The sequence below is a fragment of the Lysinibacillus sp. RC79 genome, from assembly GCF_041262405.1.
GTDB lineage: Bacteria > Bacillota > Bacilli > Bacillales_A > Planococcaceae > Lysinibacillus.
The window spans coordinates 31,762-57,846 of sequence record NZ_JBGCCD010000012.1; the positions used below are offsets into that span (position 1 = coordinate 31,762).

Annotated in this window: 20 protein-coding genes; 4 read left to right on the forward strand and 16 right to left on the reverse strand. The window is 37.6% G+C overall.

What is annotated here, in order from left to right; all coding sequences use genetic code 11:
• Window positions 1–3 precede the first annotated feature (3 nt).
• The 8 genes from ABH968_RS13255 to ABH968_RS13290 all read right to left on the reverse strand — a co-directional run bounded on the left by ABH968_RS13255 (window position 4) and on the right by ABH968_RS13290 (window position 15,040).
• Window positions 4–4,479: an endonuclease gene (locus ABH968_RS13255; RefSeq protein ID WP_370044578.1), complete on the reverse strand. Its 4,476-nt coding sequence runs from the start codon at window positions 4,477–4,479 to the stop codon at window positions 4–6.
• 375 nt (window positions 4,480–4,854) lie between these two features.
• The gene (locus ABH968_RS13260; protein WP_370044580.1) at window positions 4,855–5,301 is read right to left on the reverse strand and encodes a JAB domain-containing protein; all 447 of its coding nucleotides are present in this window, start codon (window positions 5,299–5,301) and stop codon (window positions 4,855–4,857) included.
• 304 nt (window positions 5,302–5,605) lie between these two features.
• The gene (locus ABH968_RS13265; protein ID WP_370044582.1) at window positions 5,606–9,394 is read right to left on the reverse strand and encodes an S-layer homology domain-containing protein; all 3,789 of its coding nucleotides are present in this window, start codon (window positions 9,392–9,394) and stop codon (window positions 5,606–5,608) included.
• 603 nt (window positions 9,395–9,997) lie between these two features.
• The gene (locus tag ABH968_RS13270) at window positions 9,998–10,714 is read right to left on the reverse strand and encodes a WecB/TagA/CpsF family glycosyltransferase (RefSeq protein ID WP_370044584.1); all 717 of its coding nucleotides are present in this window, start codon (window positions 10,712–10,714) and stop codon (window positions 9,998–10,000) included.
• Complete coding sequence (locus ABH968_RS13275) at window positions 10,711–11,982, reverse strand: nucleotide sugar dehydrogenase (RefSeq protein ID WP_370044586.1); 1,272 nt, start codon at window positions 11,980–11,982, stop codon at window positions 10,711–10,713. The genes ABH968_RS13270 and ABH968_RS13275 overlap by 4 nt, the downstream gene beginning before the upstream one ends.
• 309 nt (window positions 11,983–12,291) lie before the next feature.
• The gene (locus ABH968_RS13280) at window positions 12,292–13,236 is read right to left on the reverse strand and encodes a nuclease-related domain-containing protein (protein ID WP_370044588.1); all 945 of its coding nucleotides are present in this window, start codon (window positions 13,234–13,236) and stop codon (window positions 12,292–12,294) included.
• A 279-nt stretch (window positions 13,237–13,515) separates the two neighbouring features.
• On the reverse strand, window positions 13,516–14,364 hold the full coding sequence (locus ABH968_RS13285) for a flagellin N-terminal helical domain-containing protein (protein ID WP_370044734.1): 849 nt from the start codon (window positions 14,362–14,364) through the stop codon (window positions 13,516–13,518).
• Between the two features lie 202 nt (window positions 14,365–14,566).
• A complete protein-coding gene (locus ABH968_RS13290) occupies window positions 14,567–15,040 on the reverse strand; it encodes a transcriptional regulator (RefSeq protein ID WP_370044590.1) in 474 nt (157 codons plus the stop codon).
• Window positions 15,041–15,238: 198 nt separating this feature from the next.
• On the opposite strand from ABH968_RS13290, the gene ABH968_RS13295 reads away from it, so the two are divergent.
• Window positions 15,239–16,813 carry a hypothetical protein gene (locus ABH968_RS13295; RefSeq protein ID WP_370044592.1) on the forward strand — a complete coding sequence of 525 codons (1,575 nt, stop codon included), beginning with the start codon at window positions 15,239–15,241 and terminating at the stop codon, window positions 16,811–16,813.
• Window positions 16,810–19,572 carry a DEAD/DEAH box helicase gene (locus ABH968_RS13300; RefSeq protein ID WP_370044594.1) on the forward strand — a complete coding sequence of 921 codons (2,763 nt, stop codon included), beginning with the start codon at window positions 16,810–16,812 and terminating at the stop codon, window positions 19,570–19,572. Before ABH968_RS13295 ends, ABH968_RS13300 begins: the two co-directional genes overlap by 4 nt.
• On the opposite strand, the gene ABH968_RS13305 is transcribed toward ABH968_RS13300, so the two are convergent.
• Together ABH968_RS13305 and ABH968_RS13310 are read right to left on the reverse strand one after the other, a co-directional pair.
• The gene (locus ABH968_RS13305; protein WP_370044595.1) at window positions 19,569–19,691 is read right to left on the reverse strand and encodes a hypothetical protein; all 123 of its coding nucleotides are present in this window, start codon (window positions 19,689–19,691) and stop codon (window positions 19,569–19,571) included. The two genes, ABH968_RS13300 and ABH968_RS13305, sit on opposite strands and share 4 nt — an antisense overlap.
• Window positions 19,692–19,839: 148 nt before the next feature.
• Complete coding sequence (locus ABH968_RS13310) at window positions 19,840–20,262, reverse strand: single-stranded DNA-binding protein (RefSeq protein WP_370044596.1); 423 nt, start codon at window positions 20,260–20,262, stop codon at window positions 19,840–19,842.
• Between the two features lie 310 nt (window positions 20,263–20,572).
• Between ABH968_RS13310 and ABH968_RS13315 the strand changes: the two genes are divergently transcribed.
• Window positions 20,573–20,998 carry a YwpF family protein gene (locus ABH968_RS13315; protein WP_370044597.1) on the forward strand — a complete coding sequence of 142 codons (426 nt, stop codon included), beginning with the start codon at window positions 20,573–20,575 and terminating at the stop codon, window positions 20,996–20,998.
• 100 nt (window positions 20,999–21,098) lie between these two features.
• Window positions 21,099–22,079 carry a nuclease-related domain-containing protein gene (locus tag ABH968_RS13320; protein ID WP_370044599.1) on the forward strand — a complete coding sequence of 327 codons (981 nt, stop codon included), beginning with the start codon at window positions 21,099–21,101 and terminating at the stop codon, window positions 22,077–22,079.
• A gap of 200 nt (window positions 22,080–22,279) precedes the next feature.
• Here the strand turns inward: ABH968_RS13320 and ABH968_RS13325 are convergent, their stop codons facing one another.
• The 6 genes from ABH968_RS13325 to ABH968_RS13350 form a co-directional block, all read right to left on the reverse strand.
• Window positions 22,280–22,669, reverse strand: coding sequence for a hypothetical protein (locus tag ABH968_RS13325; RefSeq protein WP_370044601.1), 390 nt, complete (start codon window positions 22,667–22,669; stop codon window positions 22,280–22,282).
• Between the two features lie 109 nt (window positions 22,670–22,778).
• Window positions 22,779–23,162, reverse strand: a complete 384-nt coding sequence (locus ABH968_RS13330) for a hypothetical protein (protein WP_370044603.1) — start codon at window positions 23,160–23,162, stop codon at window positions 22,779–22,781.
• Window positions 23,163–23,379: 217 nt separating this feature from the next.
• Window positions 23,380–23,823: a 3-hydroxyacyl-ACP dehydratase FabZ gene (fabZ, locus tag ABH968_RS13335; RefSeq protein ID WP_132360390.1), complete on the reverse strand. Its 444-nt coding sequence runs from the start codon at window positions 23,821–23,823 to the stop codon at window positions 23,380–23,382.
• 221 nt (window positions 23,824–24,044) lie between these two features.
• Entirely contained in the window at window positions 24,045–24,329 is a 285-nt protein-coding gene (locus tag ABH968_RS13340) for a DNA-directed RNA polymerase subunit beta (RefSeq protein WP_370044605.1), read from the reverse strand.
• Between the two features lie 47 nt (window positions 24,330–24,376).
• Window positions 24,377–25,216 carry a flagellar hook-basal body protein gene (locus ABH968_RS13345; RefSeq protein WP_370044607.1) on the reverse strand — a complete coding sequence of 280 codons (840 nt, stop codon included), beginning with the start codon at window positions 25,214–25,216 and terminating at the stop codon, window positions 24,377–24,379.
• A gap of 24 nt (window positions 25,217–25,240) precedes the next feature.
• A complete protein-coding gene (locus tag ABH968_RS13350; RefSeq protein WP_370044609.1) occupies window positions 25,241–26,074 on the reverse strand; it encodes a flagellar hook-basal body protein in 834 nt (277 codons plus the stop codon).
• Between the last annotated feature and the right edge of the window lie 11 nt (window positions 26,075–26,085).

Genomic DNA, 26,085 nt, shown 5'->3' on the forward strand with positions numbered 1-26,085 from the left:
CCATCACCAAATCTGCTCTACCCATTCAGGATGGTCTATAAACGGATTTCGATTGCCTTGGATTTCGTAAATTCTTTCATTTCTTTGTTTTTCATATTCATCTACAGGATCTTGCTTGTGCCATTGTAAAAGAACAGAAAGTTTACCGTGATACGGGGCTGTTCCATTATTGACTTTGTCATTTAATTCAAGATCAACTTTGTCTCCAGGCTCATAACGAGTTGCCATATATAATAGAATACGTGCTACATCACCTTTTACGCGATTAGGTGGTTCGAATGAATCTGAATCTTTAAAGCAACCATTACAACCAGCTACTGGACTGCCACCATTGTCAAAGTCTAAATTTCCTCTTGAACTATTAACTTGTACATCGGCGGGGCGTAAGTGATGGATATCTGTTCCTGGTCCTTTACTTGTCCCAAAGTTACCATGTGATTTTGCCCACGTATGCTCTCGGTTCCAGTTTCCCACATTGCCACCATTGTTTGTTTTTGAACTAGATTTCCCAGAGTAAAATAAAATTACATTATTCGAATTATTAGGATCTTCATCCGTATACTTTAATGCATCCCAAACATCATCATAAGAAAGTACCTTTTGTTCAGATATGATATCATGAAGAGCCTTTTTTAGTGCTTGACCTTCCTTGTTATATGCACCTGTATAATAATCATTAGCAATCACTGTAACGCTGAAACTTGTAGTGACACTTTTCTTTCCATCAGATGCTGTAACGCCAACAATATGACTACCTTCTGCTAAATTGAGTGTTAATAACTTTCCATTTATAGTGCCTTTTGTAGCCGTAAATGAAAGTTCATCACCATCAGGATCGGAAAAATGATCAGTTAAATCAATGTTAATTTCCTCTCCTACAGCTACAGTTTTGTTGGAAATCGGATTTTTAATTATTGGTTGATTGTTTTCAGAAGGCAAAGAAGGATCCACAATGGGATCCCCTTTCGAATTTGTAAATTTAATTTGCTCAGGTGCTGCACCCTTTATATATATTATCGATTTTATATCTAGATTTTCAGCGCCTCTTATCTCACTGACATTTGGACCTTCAATTGTGAGTGTCTTTACTCTAGTACCTTTAAGATCGATAATCATCCCTGCTTTAGCTGGACTAAGGATAACATCAGTCGTCTTAAAGCCTTCTCCATGTAGTTCTGCATAGGCACCTTTAAGGAATACACCTTTTGGAATAACAGATTGAGCATCTAAATGCACTGCCACACTAGGTTTATTTATTGTCAATTTGTTCTTCTTGTAGTTCTTATAGTCATATACTATTTCAGGCTGAATCGGTTCAACAGTTGAACCTTTATTCACATCGATTTGAACCATTACAGGATCATGGTCACTTGCACGACCAGCCATGTCCGTAAAATCGGCATTAATATGAAGAATATCGACATCTGTTTTATCTGCCAGATTGTTTGAAACTACAATATGGTCTAATACTTGTGAGTTCCCTTGAAATACATATGTGTAACGATCAGAAGCATCCACTTTATTAATCATATTAGTCATCAATTGACCTTCATGGATTTTAAGAGCATCAGCAAATTGATAATCATTGAAATCACCTAAAGAAACAATATTTGCATCTGGATTTTTTGATTTAATGTCCCCAACAAAATTATAAACAATGTTGGCGATTTTTTTACGTTGCACTTCACTTCCATACTGCGGAGGCTGAATCGCACCAAATAAAGGAGTATCTCCTGTTTTTGAATTCCAATGATTTGCGATAACAATTACATCTTCACCTTGGAATTCAAATTGTGCTGCTAAAGGTTTGCGACTACTTTTAAACGCTTCATTTGCCGGATCAATTCGACCAGGGTTCAGTGTTAATTTTCCATCTTTATAACCAACAGCTGTTGTCGCATCTCCTGCTGGGATACCTTCCTTCAGCTTAACTCGCTCTGGGTTATAAAGGAAGCCAACCCGAATATTCGCATCTGGTGCTCCGCCGTCTTGATTGTTAATAGGATCGATATTAACATACTGATACTCGACACCACCTACACCTTTAATAGCGTCAATTAATCTTTTATAACTTTGATCCGCATTTGAATCACCTGGAGATGGCCCGTTATTATCTTGCACCTCTGTTACACCAACAATATCAGGGCTTCCCATATCAATCCCAATTGCTCTTGCTAGTTTTTTCGCTTTATCATCAGTAGTAGATGTTTTGTTATTAGAGAAGTTCTCTAAATTATACGAGGCAATTGTTAACTTATCTTCTGCCTTTACTATTTTTGTTGTCTCTGGTGATGTATCTCCTTTTTCATAAGCTGCCTTCATCTCATCTAAAGAAGCATAGATTTTAAAGTTTTGATAGGAATAGCCTACGATCCCCGTAATTGGCCCTATAAATTTATCACCTGTAGCAACCTCAAAATCACGTGCAGCTCGATTCGGTTCTAATCGGAATTGAATTCTGCTTGGATTTGCATTTTCTTTCTCATACAATACCCCACCGTGAAGTGTGTTTGTTAGTTCATCCTCAAGTACTGTTACTAAATCTCCATGCTCCTGAGGTGCTACCGCTTTCACGTTGCCAACTTCTACTCTCATACCTTCGATACTTTCCCAAAAATCAATAGCATCGATTGTTGGATTAAAAATTTCAAGCTGATCACTGTCGATTTTACTAAAAGACATTTTTAACTTATCAATTTCAATTGCTTTTGGTAAAGCTACACTACTTTTAATGACTTCTACTTTTCCATCTTGATCGTCACGTACATTAATTTGTGTTGTTTTTAAATCCGTTTGCTGCCTATCATCATAGCCATCGTAAGCATATTCGCTTACTTTACCTTTAACAGATACTAAATCTCCTACCTTTATTGGCCATGCTTTCTTTCCACTGTACAGAAATATTCCTTCAGAAGTATTCGGATCATTATCAGCCAATTCATCTGGCGTTTGAATCGTATAATACCAATTATTATTTAACGAAAATGAATAAGTGACGATCCCTTCAATTCCTTCAACTGTCTGACCATCAAATGGAGAAGTATGCCCTGCACCTTGAATATCATGAATTTGTAATTGATCTGTAATGCTATAATCAAATGTAGTTATATCACTAAATGTGCCATCTTTAGCTTTAACTATTGTTTTTAAAGTAGTATTTTTGCTAATCTCAATTGGTGTCTCATATTTAAAACTTTTATCAGTTGGCTGTGTGCCATCTAATGTGTAATAAATTTCTGCATCAGCTGTCGGTGTTGTTAAAGTAACTGTTGTTTTCCCAACGAACGTCCCACTTCCAGGAGATGCGCTAGCAGGCTTTAATGCAGAACTGTCCACTACAATATCTGCTTTTGATCGCGGAATCACTTGATAGTCGTTATCGAACTGTTGAACAATACCAGTGATAGATTCATAGTTTGTACCTACAGTTAATCCCAGCGAACTTGTTTCATCTCGTACGAGGAAGTTCGTTCCGTCATTAGCAGTATAGTTTGCCCACCCTGCCCCTTGTTGAACATCTGTAAGAGTAACATTTTTCACTGTTACTAGCTGTGATTCGCTATCTTCATTTACTTGAGCACCTGTTACAACCTTTGGAGATGGTGCACCGGCATTTTCAACTTTTTCAACGATTGTAGCTCCATCTAATTGTAGTAACCCACGATAGTCAGCTAACTTACCTTTTAAAGTAACTTCATCACCGATAGACATCGCTAGATTAGGAGGTCTTACGGCAATACCACCTGTATCATCTTGAACAGAGAACGTATTTTTCAAGCCTGCTGCAACTCTACCTTTAATAGTTACCGTTTCACCTATCCCTTTATTCCGAGCATCTCCAATTGAGAGAACTGTCGGTGCTTCAGGATCAACAGGTTCACCTGAATTTGTATCCATTACGTGCTGGCCTAAATTGGATGAATCGTCTACCGGATATGAATTCCATTCCAATGCTGCGTTAAAAGAATCATCAATAATTGTATCACCCGACAAGACTGAACTCTTTCTTACTAAAGTTACATCTTTAGCAAAATCTGCTGAAGAACCAACTTGTCCAATGGAATCGACTATTTCACCAGATTTCTTCAATACGATTGGATCATTTCCATTAAAATTAATAACGTTTATGTTTTCTAGATTTCCTTTTGCTTTAATGGTAGGAGCTGCATCTTTATGATATAAAACATAAGTAGCTCCGTTTTCTAGAGTACCTGTCAGACTCACTTTATTTTTCGCGGTAACTTCTCCATTCGTATGAAGCTCTAAAGTATAATTACTTAAATCAACCGCGGCGCCTGTACCATTATATATTTCAATTGCTTTATTGAAGGAACTTCCCTCAATATACTCTGAAATGATTAAATCCTTTGCAACTGTTTCAGCTTTTACAGAAAGAGGTGCTATTGGCGCGGCAACACTTGCGACTAGAGTTGTTGCTAAAAAGGTATTTAGCGGCTTCTTCCAATTCTTCTTTGACATCAATGAATTCTCCTTTCAATTTTAAGAATGATAGCTTTTTTAAAATGCAAAAGATAAGATCATTTTCGTATGAGGGTTGTCATCATACTCGATATGCGTTAAAACATATTTCCCCACTACATATATATGTAAACATATTATTGTTAATACCTTATTAATTATTTATCTATTTATTGTTAGTAATAGTATAAAGTGTGTAAATTATTATTATTTTCATATCAAAAGATAATGTTTATTTTACATATAAAGATTTTCATAAAAAATGCATGAGTTCGTTTATATTGAACTCATGCATCTATTAAACAATTCATTTCTTCTATAAAGCGTTTTAATACTTTCATCATCTCAACCCCCTTTTACTTACATAAATCCAAATTATTTTAGTGTATGGAACCCATTTGATGTGCACATCAAATGATCCAATACATTAGTTCCAATAATTCCCCCTGCTTCTACAAGTCTTTCCGTTATAGCAATATCTTCAGGTGAAGGTGTACTGTCATCTGATGGATGATTGTGAAAAGCTAAAATACTTGCGCTGTTCGAAAGGATTGCTGCTTTCATGACGTCACTAGGTTGGACAATGCTGATATTGATATAACCAATGTGAACAATTTGAAAACAGTTGATTTCGTTACAAGTACTTAAACAAGCGATAGCGAACACTTCTCGGTCACTATCCCCGACTATCTCTTGAAATATTTTGTAGGCATCATGAGATGAACGAATACGCCTTTCTTTGTAGGATATTGTTTTCTCCCGAACTAACTTCACCTGCACAATGTCTACAAGCTTTACAGGCACTTGGGCTTCCTCTTTCATATGAATACCTCCTTCAAATGTAAAAAGCTTTTACATTTGAAGGAGGTATAAAGGCTAATAAATTCTGTATCAATAATATATCTGTTTGAAGTGTGAGTTATTACGGATATGACTTACCAAGTCCAACAGGATTAGACACGCGAGCTACGGAACAGTTTTCTATGTCCCAGAGTTTCCCTTATGAATACAAGATAAATAGAAAAGACCCCATAGAGTATAACTATTTAAAGTTATAACCATGGGGCCATAATCTACTTATTTCACTAGCGAGCTAGCTTTTAAAGTAACGTTTCATTTAGTTTTATTAAGGAGTAGTTACTACTTTAACAAAATTAGCTGGATCTTGTTTTGTAACAGTCCAATCAGTTCCATCAAAAGTTACAGTAAATTTAACTACTTGACCATTTACAGTTACAGGAACAACGATAACATTCCCTGAAACTGGTGCAGTAACATTAATTGTTAAAATATCATCTGCACCTACGCTAGTAGAAGCAACTGTAGCTGTTGTATTAGCAGCATCTACAGTAACAGTAGCACCAGAAGTTAATACAACTCCTGTATTTGATGTAAATGTTAATGATAATGCTACATCAGTACCACCAACTTTAATAGTGTGTGCAATTACTGTACCAGCAAATATTGTTTTTGCAGAGTCTAAATCTGTTTTTGCTGTTGTTAATTGAGCAGTAGTTTTAGCTGCATCATTGTATACTGCTTGAGCAGCATCGATAGCTACTTTTAATACAGCTTTATCATTTGAAGAATATTGACCACTAGCTGCACCTGTAACTGCGTCTTTATGTGCAGTGTTAGCATCTGTGATAGATTTATTTAACGCAGTTTTTGCAGTTTCATACGCTGTTACTTGAGCTTTTGCATTATCAAGAGCAGTTTTTAATGCAGATTTTGCTGCTGTGTAGTTAGCTTCAGTTGAAGCAGTGTCAGCTAAAACTGCTTTTGCAAGAGTAATTTGATCAGATAAAGCTTTATATTCAGCAGCTTTGATTTGTCCTGCAGCTGGTGAATCTGTATCTGGAATTGATTTAACAGTTTTCAGGAAGTCTTCAGCATCTTTCACATCTTTAGCTAATAATACTGAACCACTTTCAATTTTTGAATCTTGGTAAGCTTTAACAGCATCTGCTAAAGTTTTTTCTGCATTTGCGATTTCAGTAGCTGTAGCTAATGCATCATTGTAAACTTTTGATGCATTATCAATAGCAGTGTTTAAAGCTGCTTTAGATGGATACTGACCAGGATTAGTACCTTCAGTAGTTGTAGCTACTAAATTTTTAGCGTCTTTAATAGCAGTACCTAATGTTGCGTTACTATTTGCTGGAACTACGTTAAATGTTAATTTACCATCTTTATCTTTAGAAACAGTTACAGTAGCACCATCTTTTAAGTAATCTGCTTTGAAAGCTTGTAATGTTGGAACTACAGTACCATTGTTTAGGTAAGTTGCGTCAAGTAAGCTATATGGAACACCGTCAATGTATACAACTTCTTTTTCAACTTTAGTAACTTTACCAGTTTTTACAACATTAGATGTAGCATTAAATGTAACTGTTAGAGAATCAGTTGATGGAAGTACTCCTGCACCTACACGTGAAGCTGTTGCATACGCAGTTACTGAACCAGCTTTATCTGCAGTTACTTTAATTGATTTAGATAATTCACCAGCAGCAATTGTAGTTGTTACTGTACGTGGGTTACCTGGAGCAACTTTTACAGTACCTTCAGTAGCGCCAGTTACTGTTAATTCACTTGTACCAGCTGTTACATTAAATGATACGTTAGTAGCAGTTTTATAAGCACGTGGTTTACCATTTTGGTCAACTAAGTTGTACTTATATTCTACAAACTCAGAGCCACCAGCTAATACTGATTTAGTGTCATCACCTTTAGCATCAAGTGCTTCTAATTCAGCTTTGTATTGAATTTCTTTAGTGAAGTAAGTTGCTGCACCTTTAGCTTGTAAATCAGATGCATCTAAGATTGATTTATTCTTATCTGGACCAGTACCATTGTTGATAAATACGATTGGCTCAGCAAATGCTTGCTCATCTTTTGAAGTAACTGTGAACTCAACTTTACCTTCTTTTCCTTTAACAGGTACTGAGTAATAAGTGTTCCCATCTTGACGAGGAAGGTAATGATCTAACTCTTTACCATCTTCATCTACTAAATAAGTTGGATGTTTTGCATCATATGCAAGTGCAACAAGTACTTGGTCACCAGCTTTAGCAGGTTTTCCATCTTTATCTACATAAGTAGCAACGTAATCACGACCACCTGTTTCTTTTCCAGTAAGAGCAACCGCAGCATTAGCTACACCTTTAGCTTCAATAGTTAAACCTAAAGTATGTTTAATATCAAATGATACTTCTGCAGCTTTTGCTTGTAATGCTGTTGGGTTGTATAGAACGTTTGCGAAATCAGTAATTTTAGAACCTGGGTTATTGTTGTTATAGAAGTTATAGTTAGTTTTTAATTCACCAGCATAAACTACAGGTTTAACTTTACCGTTTGTACCGCTTAATACTAAGTTTGCTTTACCTTTTGAATCAAGTAAAACAGGAACTACACGATTAGCACCGTTTGTAATTTCATATGGGTATTGATCAGTTGTTGCAGGAGTTTCTGTGATATTATTTGTTGTATTTTGTGTCCATAAACCAGTACCTTCAACGAATACTGAACGAGTTAATTTATCAGTCGTTACACCAAGGTTATTTTCGAATGCAACAAATACATATTGACCAGCTTTTTGAGGTGCGCTGATTTCATAAACTTTTTTAGCACCGTTTGATAATACGTTGTCAGCAGTTTTTTCTGTGATAGCTAATTGAGTTTCGTTAGCCCAGTAAACTTTTGCACTTGAGAATACAGTAGATTTATCTGTTGCATAAGCAGTTACAGAATCAACTGATGCATAGTAACGAGTGTAAGAATAAGTAGCAACGCCTTCAGCATTTGTGTAAGCTACTTTTTCAATTTTTTCGTTTGTGTTTTTATCGTTAACGATGTTGAAAGTCACAGGAACATTTTCTTTAGATTGACCTTCTGGAACTGTTACTGTTGCTTTAAGAGTTACTTCTTTACCGATTACACCTTGTTCAGATGCAGTTGTAAGTTTAACAGTTGTTGGAATTACAGCAGCAATACCTTTGAATTTACCGATTTCTTCACCTTTGTAAGAAACAGTGTATTCTTTATCAGCAGTTTGAGCTGCAGTAGTTAAAACAACAACTTTTTTGTTAGTTTGTTTAACAGAAGCGTTTTTAACTTCTAATCCTTCGATTTTGAAGTTTTCAGCTTTTACGTTATCAGTATCAACTTCTTCGTCGAAAGTTACTTCAACAGTTGTGCTGTTGATAGCTTTAACAGAAGCGTCTACACCTACTTCAACATCAATGTTGATTGTACGGTTTAAGAATGAAGCAAATTGACCACGTGTAATAGAGTTAGCTGGGTTGAATGCTTTGTTTGCTTGTTTAGCTGCATCTGTAAGTTCAGCATAGTCTAAAGCAGTGATTGCTTCACGTTGTTCAGCAGAGAAAGCTTTGTCTAAGTCAGAGATTTCGCTCTTGAATTTTTCAGCTTTGTATTCTTTTACTAGATCTAAGTCATAGATTTCGTTGATAGCACGCACTAAAACAACTGCCATTTGTTGACGTTGCATAGATTGTGTGTAGTTTAAGTTGCCGTTTGAACCAGCGAATACGCCTGCATCTTTAGTAAGTGCAGCATATTTTAATAGTTCTTTTTCAGCTGTTAATGGAAGATCGTTGAAGTATTGTTTTGTAGCCCAATCAGCTGGAGCTTCATAGCCTTCAGTTTCTAACCAACGGCCTAATAATTTAACTACTTGACCACGGTTAATAGTTTGGTTTGGTTTGAATGTGCCATCAGCATATCCATTGATGATACCTGCTTCAGAAAGAGCGATAATCGCTTCTTTATGAGTGTTGTCTGCTATATCAGTGAATCCTGCTGCAGAAGCAAATGGTGCGATTGCAGTTGCTACTAATGTAGCTGTAGCAGCTGATGCTACGAATTTTTTGTATTTCTTTGGTTGGTTAGCCATAGAAAAATTTCCTCCTCTAAGTTCATAAAATATGTCTCTACTACAAATCCATAGAAATGCAGTAAATAAACAACTACACATAAAAGTATAGTTGTATACCTAAAAGTTGTCAATCATATTTTGGGAAAGTTTCTAATTCATTTCCGGAAAAACATGGGCATACAACTCTCTTTTACCATTGTCATCTATTTTAGACGATTTTTCAAGTGATATTACACATCTTTTCCAACAATAATATGGTAGACAAACCTTAAATGTTCAATGTATTTACAGTAATAAACAATTATATATTTCTCTTCCATTTTAGTCGATATGAAAATTGGTAATTTTTTTTGGTTCTATGGAAATTGTAAGGGGCGTACTATTTGAAGATATTCCGGTGAATGTACTGTGGGATCTTTGTACAGTGCATCTATGTTTTAAGTGTAGAATCATATTTTAATAAACGAAAAAAGCTCAAGCATATAAATGCTTGAGCTTTTTTCGCTTGGGCTACCAACCGTTTTTTCCTTGCAGGGAATTCTATTTATTTCATAGAGGAAATTCCTATACACCTACAGTCTAACACTTTCAATTTAAAACGACAATACCAATTTTTAAAAATTATTGACGTTTCTTCCTTGCCACTTCCAATAAAAATAACGGAAGTGCGATTTGACGCTTGATACGCTTAGGTTCTTTCATTAATCGATAAAACCATTCAAGACCAAATTTTTGGAAAATCTCTGGTGCACGTTTAACTGTACCTGCAAGCACATCGAATGATCCGCCCACGCCTTGATAAATAGTTGGATGCAATTGATCGCGATTTGCATTAATCCAGTTTTCTTGCTTTGGACTGCCCATCGCTACAAAAAGTAAATCGGGCTGCGCTTCATTAATGCGGTCAAGTACCTTCTGTTCGTCCTTTTCGTAGCCGTCCTGTGTGCCGACTACTTTAATAGAAGGAAATAATGATTCTAGCTTTGCTTTTGCGGCATCTGCAATACCCGGTTTCCCTCCGTAAAGGAAAATAGGCTTGCCACGTTTTGCTGCTTCCTCGCAAAGCTTCATCATCATATCGACGCCTGTAACACGTTCACGAATTTGCCCTTTTTGAATTTTGGAAGCAAGAATAACACCAATGCCATCCGGAATTTGAAATTCCGCTTCGTTAAGCAGCTTCTTTAGAGCAGGGTCTTCTTTTGCCTTGATAATCTTTTCTGGATTGATGGCAACAACGAGCGCCTTTTGTTTTGTTTCAATACGCTCGAATGCCATCTCCATTAATTCATCGTAGCCTTCCGTATTGACATTGATGCCAAGTACTGTTTCTTTCATCGGTTTTTCGCATCTCCTAAAAGGTGGAACTGGAAGCCTGCTTCTTCCCAATTATCACGTTTTAAGCAGTTTTTCGTATCGAAGACAATTTTTGACTTCACTGTAATTTCTGCAGCTTCTAATGCTTTGAATTCATTATGATCCGTTAGAACTAGAATGATATCTGCATCTTTTGTAGCTTCTTCTAAGCTTTGTGTTTGTGTAGCGTGTTTGTTTTCTTTAATATGTGGATCGTATGAAATAACTTCTAATCCAAGATTTTGTAACTCGTCAATAACGATTGTAGATGGACTTTCGCGCATGTCATCTACGTTTCCTTTGAAGGCTAGTCCAAGAACAGCTACTTTGCCACCAGCAATTTTGTTTTGATTTAAGATGGCTTGTGTTTTTTGTGCTGTGAAGCTCGGCATACTATCATTTGTATTACGAGATAAGTGAATAATTTGTGCTGTCTCGCCACCTAACTCAACTAAGAACCAAGGGTCAACCGCGATACAGTGACCACCTACCCCAGGACCTGGGAAGTGAACATTTACACGTGGGTGATAGTTCGCAAATTTAATGGCTTCCCAAATGTTTACGTCTAGCTTCTCTGCTAATTTTGCAAGCTCATTGGCAAACGCAATGTTTACATCACGGTAAGTGTTTTCCATTACTTTTACTAACTCAGCTGTAGTTGCATCTGTTATGTGGATTGTACCATTCACAAATGTTTGATAAAGCTCTTTTGTCATTTGTGCAGACTTGTCATCAATCCCACCTACGATACGGTCGTTGTTCACTAATTCTTCAAAAATACGACCAGGAATAACACGCTCTGGTGAATGTGCTACAAATAAATCGATACCAAATTCAAGATTTGCCTTAATTAACTCTGGTAGCATAATGTGCTCTACAGTTTTCGGTGGTACTGTCGATTCCAGAATGACAAGGTCACCTTTTTTCAAGAATGGCACGATAGAAGCCGTAGCTTGACGTACATATTCTAAATTCGCTGTATTATCAGGATTAATTGGCGACGGAACAGCAACGATGAACACGTCCGCTTCCTGTGGTGTCGTTGACGCCGTTAAGAAACCTTCATCTACTGCTTTATTCAGGCGCTCCTGCAATCCATTTTCTTCAATATGAAGCTTTTTCTCTTGAATACTTTTTACTGCCGCTGGGTTTACGTCCACCCCATGTACTTTTATGCCGTGGTTGGCAAACATTACAGCCGTTGGTAAACCGATGTAGCCAAGTCCAACGACACAAATTGATTTAGTCATTATCTATTCTTCCTTCCGTTTTCAAAAACGAGTAGTTATATTATATGTTTTATGAAATGCGTGGTGCATTTTGTTCTGCATTATAGTATACATCTTTCAAGTGAAAGTGTGAATCAATTTGTTATTTTGAAGCTGTTTTCTGTGTCCGATTAGCAAAAGTTTTGTTGGTTAGCGGCGGTTTGGGCGCTTTTATCAGCGGTTTTTTGAGTTTTATCAGCGATTATGTTAGTTTTATCAGCGATTGTCAGGGGTTTATCAGCGATTATTCTGGTTCTATCAGCGATGTTCAGGAGTTTATCAGCGATTCATCTATAAACCAGACAATTTGTAACTTGAGTATTTGTTAGATCCGCTTCGTGATAATTGTAATTTTTGTAATATACGTTTTGTTACATGCTCGCTATCAATCATCAAAAAATCGCGACATTCACGATTCGTTATCGTTTCGCCAACAAGCATATAATAATCTTTTAGCGCCTGAATATGAGCATCGCGACACCGATGTTGACACTTCTGACAATGCCAACCTATTTTCAATTTCTCCATCCCAAACTGACCACAGTTCTCACAATAAACACCCCGCCGCAAAGCCGAGGCGTCAATTTTATAGTATTGGCAAAGCGGAAATGGCGTTCTGTGCCGCAAATGTGACAAAATAATGCTTTTGATTTCTGCCATTGTTGCCGTCTCTTTGCTATTCTCTAAATGTTGATGCAGAAATATCGGCAGCTCTTTTGCCATTAAAATCGGCAATTGTCCGTCCTCTCTATGAATGTTTACATTATTAAAAGGAAAAACAACCGCTCCATAAATCGGTATAGATACACGTTGGGCTTCTAAGAAATGCTTCATCCCCTGAATATACTGTTCAAGCTGAATTTCAGGATGCGTAAAAACGTGAACCTCTCCAGATTCCGATGTGCGAATCAGTTGACGTGGGTTATTTTTAAAATGTACATTTCCTCGAATATTTTTAATTTCTAATAGAATAATAGCGTTGGGGACAATGAGTAAAATATCAATTTGCATGGGAAGAACAGAGGGAAGTATTACATTGTGGAAAATGTAGCAATCATTGAGCAGTGCTAATTGCTGTAGTTCCTTCATAACATATTGCTCACCAAAATCGCCTGCTTCTTTATTTTTAAGTTCCTGCTGAAGATTTTGATATTGTGGGTACGTGGGGTGTATCCGAGTCACAAGCGCTTGGAGTCCTTTTGTCAATGGAGATGGTGCGAAGGGTTTTATGATCAATCAATTCTCTCCTTTTCTATTTAAATTTTAATAGGTTTATCAGCTATTGTCGGATCCTTCCAGCGATTATAGCATGTTTAACAGCGGTTTTGGTATTCAATCAGCGGTTTTTAGTTTTTTATTATCGGTTCACTTTTTTATTAGCGGTGTTCACTTTCTTATCAGCGATTGTTTCACTTTTATCAGCGATGTTCACTTTCTTATCAGCGATTGTTTCACTTTTATCAGCGATGTTCACTTTCTACCATCAATTTAACTCAACTAAAAAAGGAATCACCTTTAGTATCGGGGATTCCTCGTTGTTCCACTTTCGAGTAATTGTAGAATTGATTGTGCCTGTTGCATGTGCATTGCTAGTACGTATTGACTTGCTTGCATTAGAATTTGGGCTTTTACCATATTCATCATTTCTTTTGCGATATCTGCATCGCGAATGCGGGATTCGGCCTCTTGTAGGTTTTCTGCTGTGTTTACGTTCGCATTGTAAGCGTGCTCTAGGCGATTTTGGTAGGCACCTAGTCTTGAGCGCTCGTTTGATACGCGCTTTAAAGCATCGTCCATTGTGGAAATTGCTTTATTGGCACCATCACGAGTTGCAATGGATGTTGTATCGTCCAAGCCAAGTGCTCCAGCACCCATATCGTTAATAAATAGCTCGATGCTTTGACCTGAGTTGGCACCTGCCTGAATTTTAATACCGTTTGTAGTATAATCCCCATTTAGTAAAGTCTTTGTATTAAATTCAGTATCTTTCGAGATGCGCTGAATTTCTTTTTTTAATTCCTGAAATTCCATATCGAGATTCTCCCGATCACTATCTGTTAAAGTATCATTGCTCGCCTGGACTGCGAGCTCGCGCATGCGCTGAATCATATCATGTACTTCATTTAGCGCACCCTCAGCTGTTTGAACGAGTGAAATACCGTCTTGGATATTTTTTGCTGCCATGTTCAAACCGCGAATTTGTGAACGCATTTTTTCGGAAATTGCAAGTCCTGCTGGATCATCCGCAGCACTATTGATGCGATAGCCTGAAGAAATTCGAAGCATTGCCTTGCTCATAGCACCATAATGTCTATTCATATTATTTAAAATTGACAACCCCGTTGCTGACCATTTTCCAAGCATCATTTCACCACCCCTATTGTTATTTATATCGGTCTATGTAAAATTCTTTTAAGTTTATTTTGGTAATGTATTCTAATTTAGTAGGTTCTATATAGTAATAACTTTTAATTCATTTTCATAATTTAAACTTTAGACCCAGTAATATATAAAAGCACCCCTTTTCACATATGAAAAGTAGGTGCTTAATTGCAATACCGTGTATTCAATTTTCGAATCCTCCGAGTTGATGGTTCTTTTGTTGTAGCAGTTCAAAAAAGAGAGCTTTATTATTATCTAGTAATGCCTGGTCGATTAAATAATCAATGTTTTGCTGCTCCAATTCTGCAATGAGCTGATCTACTTCGCCAAGAGTCACTGAAGAAACAAGAGGTAACTGAGGTTTTGGAGTAGCGCTTTCAAGAATCGGTGTTAGATGCTCATGAACATTTGTAATTAATAATAATTGATATAATGGCAGTCGGATAAATCGATTCCCTTTCTGGAAAACAAATACCTCGGATATATTTTCGATTTGCTGTGTATTCAAGTTGATAATCATCTCTTTACCTTCTATGGGAATGAAATGGAAAATCTCATTTTCTTTTAAAATAGAGAAATATTGATAAGCAAACACGAGACGTAGTTTGTCTCCAGTGATTTTTGTGTAAAATGGCTTCATATATTGAACTTGCATCATCCTTCATCCCTCCATATTTATCTGATTATTCAGATTTTAACACATATCAATTATCTTGTTAACTATCTTCTCCTTGATTTTTTTCTTTTAAATCATTCAGCTTATCATGTACGCATTTTAATCGTATAATGGAAGGACAGTCTTTTTTCCTTCATACTTAAATGCTCACTAGCTATACATTTTGAAAGGAGTGAGGTTATGGCATTGTCTATTGCCCAATTAGCTAAGGAACATCAAGAATTTATCCTTGCCAAAGTAAATGAAGCTGAACAGGCGTTACATCCTTCCTCTATTGAAGACGAAGAGCTAGTGCGTCGTGCTGTTTTTTCAGTGCGGAACAAATCAGTTGTCTTTGAACGTTTTAATGGAGCGAGTTCTACATTATATGCAAGCGTACAGGATGTCAGACCTGCTTCTGTCGAAATTGATTTTGCCAAAGAGGAGTTGAGCTGTAATTGTCCTCAGCTGAAATGGTGTAGACATCAGGTTGGCGCATTGCTTGCCCTCTATCAGTATTTTGATTCGGTGCAAAATTGGTCAAGTGCTTGGCGTGCTCAAAAATCAGTGCAATTAAAATCATTAGCAGATGAACGAAGTCCAGAAAGCTGGAAATTGATGGTCGATGAAGTAATGAAACGTTTATTGCCACCTGGGCGTATTCTGGAAGGGTATGGCCTTTCTGCTATACGGACAGATGCGTTGGAGCGACTTCAACGGCATGTGCCATTCGAGCGCGAGTGGCAGCCTCTTTATAAGCTTTTCATGGAGCTATCTATCTTTAATACAATATGGCTTCATTTAAATGCAACAAAAGGACATTCATTGGATTCTCCTTATATGAAATATTTTATTGATCAAAGTGTTCAATCATTCGAGAGTATATTGACGGAACTAACGGGTCGATCACGTCTTTTTGCTACTGATCCATTTTATGATGCGATTCAGGAATTAGTCAGAAAATTTTTATTGGAACGACAAGGATTATTTGCTGATCGACTACAAATTTATATGTTGCTTTGGGCAGTGCTTTTTTATGAAAAGCCGCGTCGTGAACAAGAATTGGCACTGATAAATAAGCTTGAGAATCCTTCACCTGAGATTTCCTTGCAGTCATTAAAACTGCTATTTTATGTACTGCTACAAAAAGAAAGTTTATTACAGGAAAGTATTGCACATATTGATGTACAACATATGCAGGATCTATTTGAACTGGCTACATTTGCAAAACGTGCTGGCGAATCACATGCGCTGTCAATTATTTTACGTGCGATGCTACCATTTACCGAAGTCTTTTTACAGCAAACTGTGCCAGTTGTAAAACGTGCTCAATACGTAAGGCAATTTCAGCTTTTATACGAAGACATACAGCTTACGGAGGAACAGGAAGCTACATTATATAGTGCATTTGGTGTTTATGGGCTTCAACCGTTTTCGTTCTTTCTTATTAAAAAAGGACGTTATCGTGAATGGGCAGCCCTCCATCAGTTAAATCTCTCCTCCCTTTCTTATTTAGAAATGTGTGGATTGAAAGATGTGCTTCAGGTTGCGCCTGCAACAGTATTGCCCTTGTATCATCTATATGCCATGGCTGAAATTACACAAAAATCACGTATGAACTATAAGCAGGCTGTACGAATCTGGAAAAGTATGCGCAGTGCGGCAAAGCGTGCTGGCAAAACTGCTTATTTTGAAACATACATGCAAACAATCCGTGCAGAGTATAAACGACTTCGTGCATTACAGGAAGAAATTGAGAAAGGAAACTTAGTATGATGACTATAAATGCTCCTTCCCCGTTTTCAAAAAAACTACAGCTTCGTATTAATGCAGGACAGGAAGGATATTTTACGTTACAGGGATTTACTGCTGATGGTGCAGCAATGGATGCAGACTCACTCATTTCTTCATTATTTTTTAACTATGAAGTGAATGTCTATGGTTTATTAACCAATCGTTCAGAACTTACGATTGACGTTTCAACCTCTGAGCTCCTTGATATTTTTTCACAGCGCTATTCGCATCCTTTTATTGCATGGCAAGGTGCGAACGCAGAAAGTCAGGTATGGCTAGAAAAAGCGTCTGCTTTACAAACGTATTGGCAGGAATCCTCGCTCTGGTCATACGCAAATATTGCAGATGATTTTTCCGCGCTAACATTCCCTATAGACGGTGAAGATACAGGTTTATTAGAAACGGCAGTGCAGCAAAAACTAGCTCAAGCAGGTCTTGTATTATCTGATTTACCAAAGCTAATTCCATTTTTCTTGCGTGGTGGCTGGCCATTAGAGCAGGAACGACAGGCAGGTGCAGTTACTGTCTCCCTACGCTTAAGTGAGCCTGAGGAAGATTCAGATGTTTGGCTTTTAGAAACAGTACTTAGCACGGCTACAACCAAAAACCACTGGACGCCTGCTATGCGAAAGCAGTCACTACCAATTGCTGATGCTCTTCCGGCAAAGTGGCAAATGTATGCTGATGCTATTGAACAACAACAAGGACAAATTGTAGATCTTCTTGCTGTTGAAGATTTACGTAGCGATATTTTCATCCGTATTATGCTCGAGGATTTACAAGTTCGAACATTTTTACGTGAGGATTTAGCAAGATTACAGGCACTCGGCTTTGACGTTGTATTACCGGCTTGGCTAAAGGATTTAAAACAATCAAAAATGCGTGTTCGCGTAAGTACTGGCAATGTAGCGACAAAGAAGGTTGCTGGACTAGACGATATTTTAACGTTCAAATGGCAGTTTTCTATGAATGGACAGTCCATTTCACCTGAGCAATTTAAAAAGCTTGTGGATGAGAAACGCGAATTCATTCGTATTGGTACTGAATGGTTTCGAGTCGATGCAAACTGGATGCAAGAAATGCGTGCATTGATGCAGCAAGCAGATGATGAAAGCTGGACTGTTCGTGAATTGCTATTTCGTGAGCTTCCAGAGGATTTATCCTTACCTCTTGAAGAAGAGGATGCCGATGATGCAATGCGAGATGATCCGATTTTTGCATTTGAATTGCAAAAATCGCTTAAATCCTTTATGGAGCAGCTTCAGGAGAAAAAAGGACTTCCAACAGTACCAGTCCCTACATCTTTGCAGGCTGAATTACGTCCTTATCAGCATGAGGGCTTTGAATGGCTTGTCTTCATGCGCGAACAAGGCTTTGGTGCATGTCTAGCCGATGATATGGGTCTTGGTAAAACGGTTCAGCTTATTTCATATTTGCTACATCTTAATGAAACAACTAGGGATACAAAGCCATCTATCATTATTTGCCCTACGTCCGTGCTAGGCAATTGGCAAAAGGAACTAGCTCGTTTTGCTCCTTCCTTGACTGTGCATACGCATTATCAGGCGAATCGAGCAAAAGAGGATGCTTTTAAACAGCTAGTAGAAAGAGAAAAACCACATGTGATTTTATCTACCTATGGCACGGTATCACAGGATGCTGAGTTTTTACAGGAAGTAGAATGGGCAGCAGTTGTACTAGATGAAGCCCAAAATATTAAAAATATGCAAACGCTACAATCAAGGGCTATTCGTAAATTACAGGGTGCTCATCATATTGCTTTGACAGGTACACCTGTGGAAAACCGTTTATCGGAGCTATGGGCAATTTTTGATTTTATCCATAAAGGCTATTTAGGTAGCTTCGGTCGCTTTAATGAAGAATTTATTTTACCGATAGAACGCGATGAGTCTGAGTCACATAAACAGAAGCTACGTGCAAAAATACAACCGTTTTTACTTCGCCGTACAAAACGTGACCCACACTTACAGCTTAACTTACCGGATAAACAAGAGTCTCATGAGTATTGCCCATTAACAACTGAGCAAGCATCTCTATATGAAGGATATATATTAGAGACGCTCGATCAGCTGGAGCAATTAACAGGCTTTCAAAAAAAGGGACGCGTCTTAAAGATGCTCAATAAGTTAAAGCAATTATGTAATCATCCTGCCTTGTATTTAAAAGAACCTTTCGAGGATGCCGAATCAATGCTAACTCGTTCTACGAAATTAGAAAGTATCGTGCAAATGGCTACAGAAATCGTGGACAACGGCGAGCAGTGCCTCATTTTCACACAATATATCGGAATGGGACAATTACTACAGCATTGTTTTAGTGAACTATATAATATTGATGCACCGTTCTTAACAGGTGCAATGCCTAAGCAGCAGCGTGACCGCTTAGTAGAGGCTTTTCAGGCAGGAGATTTCCCAATATTTATCCTTTCCTTAAAAGCAGGTGGAACAGGGCTCAATTTAACAGCTGCAAATCATGTATTACACGCAGATCGCTGGTGGAATCCTGCCGTTGAAAATCAAGCGACAGACCGTGCATATCGAATTGGTCAAACACAATTTGTACAAGTGCATAAGTTTGTTACAATTGGTACTATCGAAGAAAAAATCGATAAAATGCTAGCCCAGAAATCTGCATTATCAGAAGAACTAATCCAATCAAGCAAGTGGTTAACTGAGTTAGAAGATGACGAACTTCGTGATTTAATGAAACTCGATTTTTAAAACTGAGTAGATGCGCCAAGAGCACAACGTTCTTGGCGCTCTTTTATTTCAGTGGATATTGCAGTTACTTCTTCCCTACTTACTTCATATTTATATTTAGTTGTGTGTAAAATGCTCATTGCTGTGCGGTCTTCAGCAATGAACTACGTTATAAAAGGTATACATCATTCCTTTCTAAATTGATTACGGTGCAAGTAATAGAAGGAGAATGGCGGATCAGACAACTTGGTACTTGTCACTTGCCCCGTATGTACCATTTAGGAACTGCTATACTACTGGTAATTGCACTTCTGGCTCAGGTAGCACAAAATCCTTTAAGCCGTCTTGTTCATCAGGTGGCTTTGGCAACACAATTGCCCCTTCGCTATCCCTTGGCTTAAGCTGATAAAATCGGACATCTTCTACGACTACTTCTGTTATATAAACCTTTGTGCTTTCTTCATTTAAAAATGATCTTGATTGAATACGACCATTTGCCCCAATTAATGAGCCTTTTCCGCAATATTTGACGATATGCTCTGCAAGTCTTCCCCAAACTGAACAAAGAATAAAGTCAGCATCCACTTCCCCACGACTGTTTTTGTAATTGCGATTAATGGCTAGAGTAAAATGTGTTTGCACGCGATTTTCAGATAAGTGTCGTAACACTGGATCTTTTGTTAATCTTCCGACCAGTCCGACTTGATTCATTGATTCACCTCCTTTGCTTTTGATTGCTCTCATCTTACAAAAATTAATCCAGCATTGGCAAAAGTCGATTTTTATCATTTCCCTTAGTTTTTAATCATAAATTAGGTATATTGAGGCTTTTACTTTTCAATTATTGAATGATTTTTTGAGCTGAATGCTTTTCGCTGTAATAGCAAATGCTAATTGTTGAAATATGCAATTTCGCTGTTTTTGCAGATTGTGCGAAAACACAGCAGTGACCCTATCGTAAACAGGGCTAGTTGAATATGTTATACTAAAATAGATGACCGACTTAGGAGGATATTACATATTGAAAACATTTAAGATGCTTTCCTTTGACCTTGTCACAAAAGACGGCATGCAACCTTTCCCTTTAGTCGATGGTATTATTATTAACCAGGAAAACAGCCATCAATCTTGGGTTCTTGAACTATTTATGGACCGGCAATATCGTTCAACTTTCGAAGAACTTTTAGCGAATGCTACTGTCTTTAATGTACGTGCAGTTATTTCATTTCCAGATAATGAGCCTGCTCCTTTTCAGGTTGTCGTACATACAGTTCAAGAAATTGGCGAGCACATCTCTGTCCTTTTAAAAGGAACGCTAAAAACAAAACGCTCGAAATATGCCGAGCAATTACTTGCCGAGTTACTAGCTGAGGGAGTTACTTTAGATAAGTTATTGGACCGCTTCACACACGATATGAAAGAACGACCAAAACTCAAAAATGATTGAACTTGATTGAACGATGCAAAAATTTGCATCGTTTTTTTTATTGGACAGGTAGAGATTTTAAGGTAGAATACGATGTAAAAATTATAGGAGGTAACTACACTTGAATATTGCTGTTAGGGAAAAGCCATTAAAATTATTGTGGCTTGAGGCTTTAAAGAGGCGGTTGTTCGAAGAGGACCCTGATTTCAGCTATTATCATGAGCAATTTCGAAGATTCGATGCTGGCTTTGCTGGTGAAAAAAAAGTTGACCGTGAATGGCTTGAATTAGTATGTCCCTATACTTTTTTAGTGTTACATAATTTAATTCTGATGAATTCTGCACAGCATTCACATCAACTCGATACACTTTTCATTTGCAGTAATTTTATGCTAGTTGTTGAAATAAAAAATATTAACGGACGTCTTGATTTTGACGATATTACTCATCAATGTATTCGAACAAAGCCAGATGGAACTGTTGAAGGATTTCCAAATGCAATTACTCAGACTCAACGACATATGCAATTTCTTAAAGTTATTTTCCAAAACTATTCTCTCCCCATTGAGGGTGCGGTTATCATCGCTAATCCCTCTGCTATCATTGCAAGTCATCCAAAAACAATTCCGATTTTCCATGTTTCAGGACTTCAAAAACATCTTCATTCCCTCTTTAGAAAATATACACAAGCCATTTTAAGCGATGAACAGCTAACTCAAATAGCTCAACAATTCCCTTGTAGACATCAGTCATCGAAAATTCCGGCTCCTATTGATTCATCAAGATATCGCCAAGGTGTGCTTTGTCCGAAATGCCGATATAAGTCTCAAATGCATTATGCTCGCGGGATTTGGAGATGTTCATACTGTCAATTTGCAAGCGAAGAAATTTTTGCTGAAGCTTTACAAGATTATCGATACTTAGTTGGATCAACAATTACCAATAAACAGTTACGTGAATTCTTCGATATTCATTCCAGTGATGCTGCAAATCGCTTACTTAGAAAATTTCAATTTCCCTATACAGGTTCTTATAAAAATCGCGTTTACCAATTACTCGAAAATTTAGTGGACTATATGAAGCCATTTTTCCGCTCTTCCTGATGATTTTTGCGCGGGTTTTTTACCTTCGCGCTGGGCTTACCGCGCGGGTATTTTCACTCTCTTCGCGGGTATTCACTTCTCTTCCGCGGGTATTTCCCTCTCTTCCGCGGGTTTTCACTTCTCTTCCGGGTATTTCCCCTTTCGCGAATTCGAAATGAAAAAAAGAGTGTTCCATATAATTGGAAACACTCTTTTTTATATTATCGCGTTACTTTCTCTTCGACGATCTTTTCTTTAACAACGCCGTTTGCATTTGGTACGTTGTTATAGCCATTTGTACCATTTAAATCAGCATTTGTTCCTGGTGTTGTTGTTCCTGGTACTGTTGTCGTACCTGGTGTTGTTGTTCTTGGTGTAGTAGTAGTGCCTGGAGTTGTAGCTTCAGGAAGAACAGTGTTACGGTTAACACCATTTACGTCACGATTGTAAACGTCATTTCTTCGAGTCGGTTCTACAACGTTTTCAACACCTCGACGAACGTCGTGTTTAACATTCTCCACTGGTCTTGTTTCAACTGCTTTGTTTCCCCAGTTACAACCTCCAAGAAATACAGTAGCAAGAATGATGGCCAAAAATGACATTCTCCACATAAGAAAAAACCTCCTTTCTTCGGTGCTATGTCATCAAATACAACGTGTGCATTTGTGATCTTACATAGATTGCCCGGGAAAGGAGGGAACTATCCGATTTTTGTACAAACTATTTTTGTTTTTCTTTTAACAATTGTTCAATGTAGGCTGCTTCAGCTTTACAATTGTAGCCATAGTTTGTACCTAGCTCTTTTTGCAATGCCTCGATTGTTTCAATTTGCTTAGCTGTTGGTTCTTCATTTAAAATTTTTGCAATTACTTCATCGATTTTCTGTGCCATCTCTTCATGGAATTCAGTACTCATCAAAACATCTGCTGGGATTTTTTCGATCCATGCGGCATTTTCTTTAAAATAATTTTGCCAGCTAGCAATGAAGTCTTCCATAGAAAAACGCTCTTCTTTCCAATCAATACTTGCTAAGTATGATTCAAAAGATGTTGAAATCGAACGCGTAATGCTAATTTTAATACCTGAAGACAATTCCTTATACATCTATTTAATCCTCCTACGTTTTAAAAACAAAACTAAAATTACATGTATTTCAATACACAATCACATATACGCCATTGCATTTTTCTAAATCCGTAATATCTTTAACTACACTACCTATAGAGGCGAGAGTGAAGAATAAAGATAAACTATTAAAAGATTAACAGTAAAGACATTATTCGACATCATTATTTTATATCTTTTAGCCTATAATTGCAAATTAAGCCTGCTTTGGCTGCTCAGGCCCAATAGCAAATAAAATATCCGCTTCACATACTAGTTCTCCATCGACTGTCGCCACACCGTGACCTTTGCCCATTGCTCCACGTAGTTTCACGAACTCTACCTCTAATCGAAGTTGATCTCCCGGTACTACTTGGCGCTTGAAACGACAATTATCAATACCCGTCAAGAAAGCTAGACGACCTTTGAATTCATCTGCGTTTAATAATGCTACACCACCAACTTGTGCTAGCGCCTCTACAATTAAAACCCCAGGCATTACTGGATAGCCCGGGAAATGCCCATTAAAAAAGTCCTCGTTCATAGAGACATTTTTTAAACCGACTGCACGCTTACCTTCTTCTAATTCGACGATACGATCAACGAATAAAAAAGGATAACGATGTGGTAAAATTGCTTGAATTTGCTCTGCTGTTAACATTTCTTTTCCCCCTTATATCAATTTCGCCTTGGCGTAATTGTAACTGTCGCTTCGCTTTCGCGCAGATAAACAATGCGTCCGGATTTTGAATTGTGCACGCACAATTCATTCCTTTCAAAATCCGTGACATCCGCCGGAGGCTATATCTTCATTTAGTAGGTGTTGGACATCTACTAAATGAAGATATTCTATGTAAACACAAAGTATGGTAAAGAATAATTTTATTCTTTACCATTCATAATATCAAATATATGCTGCCATGTTTCTGGTTTGAAAACGTCCATAGCTTTACCTTGTCCAATTACACTATAGCCAAACATTGCACCTACAAATGCTGCAACAACAACTAAGATGATAATAAGTACAACGCGGAGCCAAATCGGAATCAGCCGTATTTGCACCCATCGAACCTCTCGTTGCTCTCCATTTGAGCCATGTTTCTTCTCTTCTGGTGGCGTATCGGTTTCTTTTGTTTGCATAGAACCTCGACTTGAATCGTCTGTCATAGATTGTACTCCTCTTCATTACTTACTAAACAGTAATAACGGATTTACTATCGAATACCATTAATGAGCCCAAGCATTTGGTCTGCTAAAGTTACAGCTCTTGCATTGAATTGATAAGAACGCTGCGTCTGAATTAAATCCGTCATTTCCTTTGAAAGATCTACATTCGACATTTCTAGCGAACCGCTCTGCATGCCAATTTGCTGACGATTTGCTCCTTGTAATTCAGTGACTACTTCAGCTTGTGTATATCCAAGCTGAGCTAAATTATTCGGCAATCCAACATAGGAGCCAGAAATTTTCTCCATTAGCTGTGGCTTTTGGAACTCTGTCACTGCTAAATCAGTACGAATAATATCTCCATTTGGATAGGATGCCTCTAATACGCCCCCATTACTAATAGCAAAACTTTTTACATTATCCGGTAATGTAATAGCTTGTCCTGCTGAGTTTGCCAATGGATATCCATCTGCAGTTACAACCATTACTGTTCCATTATTTAATGGTGATAAATAAAAGTCACCTTGACGAGTATACACTGTTTTTGTGCCATTTTCACCTTCTGGCATCAAAATATTGAAATATTGCTTTGGTTTTGTAAAAGCTAAGTCAAGGTCGCGATTTGTTGTTTGTAGAGAGCCTTGCTTTTGATTTGATTGGATTTGTCCAAGCATTGCACCTGAACCATATCGGATGCCAACAGGTGATTGTCGGTCAGCACGGTCTTGCTTATCATTATTAAATTGCTGATAAAGCAATTCATTAAATGTAGCTTCTTGTGTTTTATAGCCGACTGTATTGCTATTGGCAATGTTATTACTAATAGTATCTAGTTTATTTTGTAATTGCCCCATTGTGTTTGTTGCAGTCATCATTGTACGTAGCATGTTCAAACGCCTCCAGTTCGCCTATTATACTTTTCCGATTTCGTTGGCAGCCTTTTCCATGCTGCGATCATAAGCCTGTAACACTTTTTGGTTAGCTTCGAAAGCGCGATATGCTGTCATTAAATCAGTCATTGTGCGACTAGAATCTACGTTTGAGCCCTCTAGATAATTTTGACGCAGTGTAAAGGATACGCCATTAGCACCATAAGCTGTCGGTAAGTTCTGACCATTTTCTGTTCGCATTAAGCCATTATCCTGTTTACTTAGCATGTTCGGATTCGCTGAAAATGATACTCCAACACGAGCTACTTGCTGATTATTAACATAAATTGCCCCGTTCTCATCTAGGCGGAAATCATCATTCGGTAGCTGGATACGCTGACCTCTGTCTGATAGCACATACAGTCCCTGTGGATTAACTAAATAGCCTTGACCATCTAATGTAAAATTCCCGTTGCGTGTATATGATTCTCCACCATCTGGATGTGCTAAACGGAAGAAAATAGATCCATTAGTGCCATCTTCATTTTGCGGTAAGTTTCCATCGATCAAAGCCATATCTGTCGGGAAATCAGTGCTATAGATTTGGCCTTGTATGTAATTTGGTAATGTTTCTTGCATATAAATCCCTGTATTTAATGCGCCAACTTGGCTCATATATTGAGAGCCTGCTTGCTCCTTAGCAGATGCATTTGTTTTTCCTACACTTGACATGAGCATGTCTGGAAATGAGCGAATTGTTGATTGGTCTGCTTTAAATCCTGGTGTATTTGCATTTGATAAATTATTGGTAAGTAATTCTGTTCGTCTTTGTTGTGCAATCATACCAGTTGCAACTGTATAAAACCCTTTAAACAAAGGAATCACCT

Coding starts and splice junctions, on each gene's coding strand:
- ABH968_RS13260 (WP_370044580.1), bottom strand. CDS start 5,301: ATGAAAGAGGAAGCCCAAGTGCCTGTAAAGCTTGTAGACATTGTGCAG.
- ABH968_RS13300 (WP_370044594.1), top strand. CDS start 16,810: ATGATGACTATAAATGCTCCTTCCCCGTTTTCAAAAAAACTACAGCTT.
- ABH968_RS13285 (WP_370044734.1), bottom strand. CDS start 14,364: ATGCTTGGAAAATGGTCAGCAACGGGGTTGTCAATTTTAAATAATATG.
- ABH968_RS13345 (WP_370044607.1), bottom strand. CDS start 25,216: ATGCTACGTACAATGATGACTGCAACAAACACAATGGGGCAATTACAA.
- ABH968_RS13330 (WP_370044603.1), bottom strand. CDS start 23,162: ATGTATAAGGAATTGTCTTCAGGTATTAAAATTAGCATTACGCGTTCG.
- ABH968_RS13290 (WP_370044590.1), bottom strand. CDS start 15,040: ATGATGCAAGTTCAATATATGAAGCCATTTTACACAAAAATCACTGGA.
- ABH968_RS13270 (WP_370044584.1), bottom strand. CDS start 10,714: ATGAAAGAAACAGTACTTGGCATCAATGTCAATACGGAAGGCTACGAT.
- fabZ (WP_132360390.1), bottom strand. CDS start 23,823: ATGTTAACAGCAGAGCAAATTCAAGCAATTTTACCACATCGTTATCCT.
- ABH968_RS13340 (WP_370044605.1), bottom strand. CDS start 24,329: ATGACAGACGATTCAAGTCGAGGTTCTATGCAAACAAAAGAAACCGAT.
- ABH968_RS13305 (WP_370044595.1), bottom strand. CDS start 19,691: ATGAGCATTTTACACACAACTAAATATAAATATGAAGTAAGTAGGGAA.
- ABH968_RS13295 (WP_370044592.1), top strand. CDS start 15,239: ATGGCATTGTCTATTGCCCAATTAGCTAAGGAACATCAAGAATTTATC.
- ABH968_RS13310 (WP_370044596.1), bottom strand. CDS start 20,262: ATGAATCAAGTCGGACTGGTCGGAAGATTAACAAAAGATCCAGTGTTA.
- ABH968_RS13265 (WP_370044582.1), bottom strand. CDS start 9,394: ATGGCTAACCAACCAAAGAAATACAAAAAATTCGTAGCATCAGCTGCT.
- ABH968_RS13255 (WP_370044578.1), bottom strand. CDS start 4,479: ATGTCAAAGAAGAATTGGAAGAAGCCGCTAAATACCTTTTTAGCAACA.
- ABH968_RS13275 (WP_370044586.1), bottom strand. CDS start 11,982: ATGACTAAATCAATTTGTGTCGTTGGACTTGGCTACATCGGTTTACCA.
- ABH968_RS13325 (WP_370044601.1), bottom strand. CDS start 22,669: ATGTGGAGAATGTCATTTTTGGCCATCATTCTTGCTACTGTATTTCTT.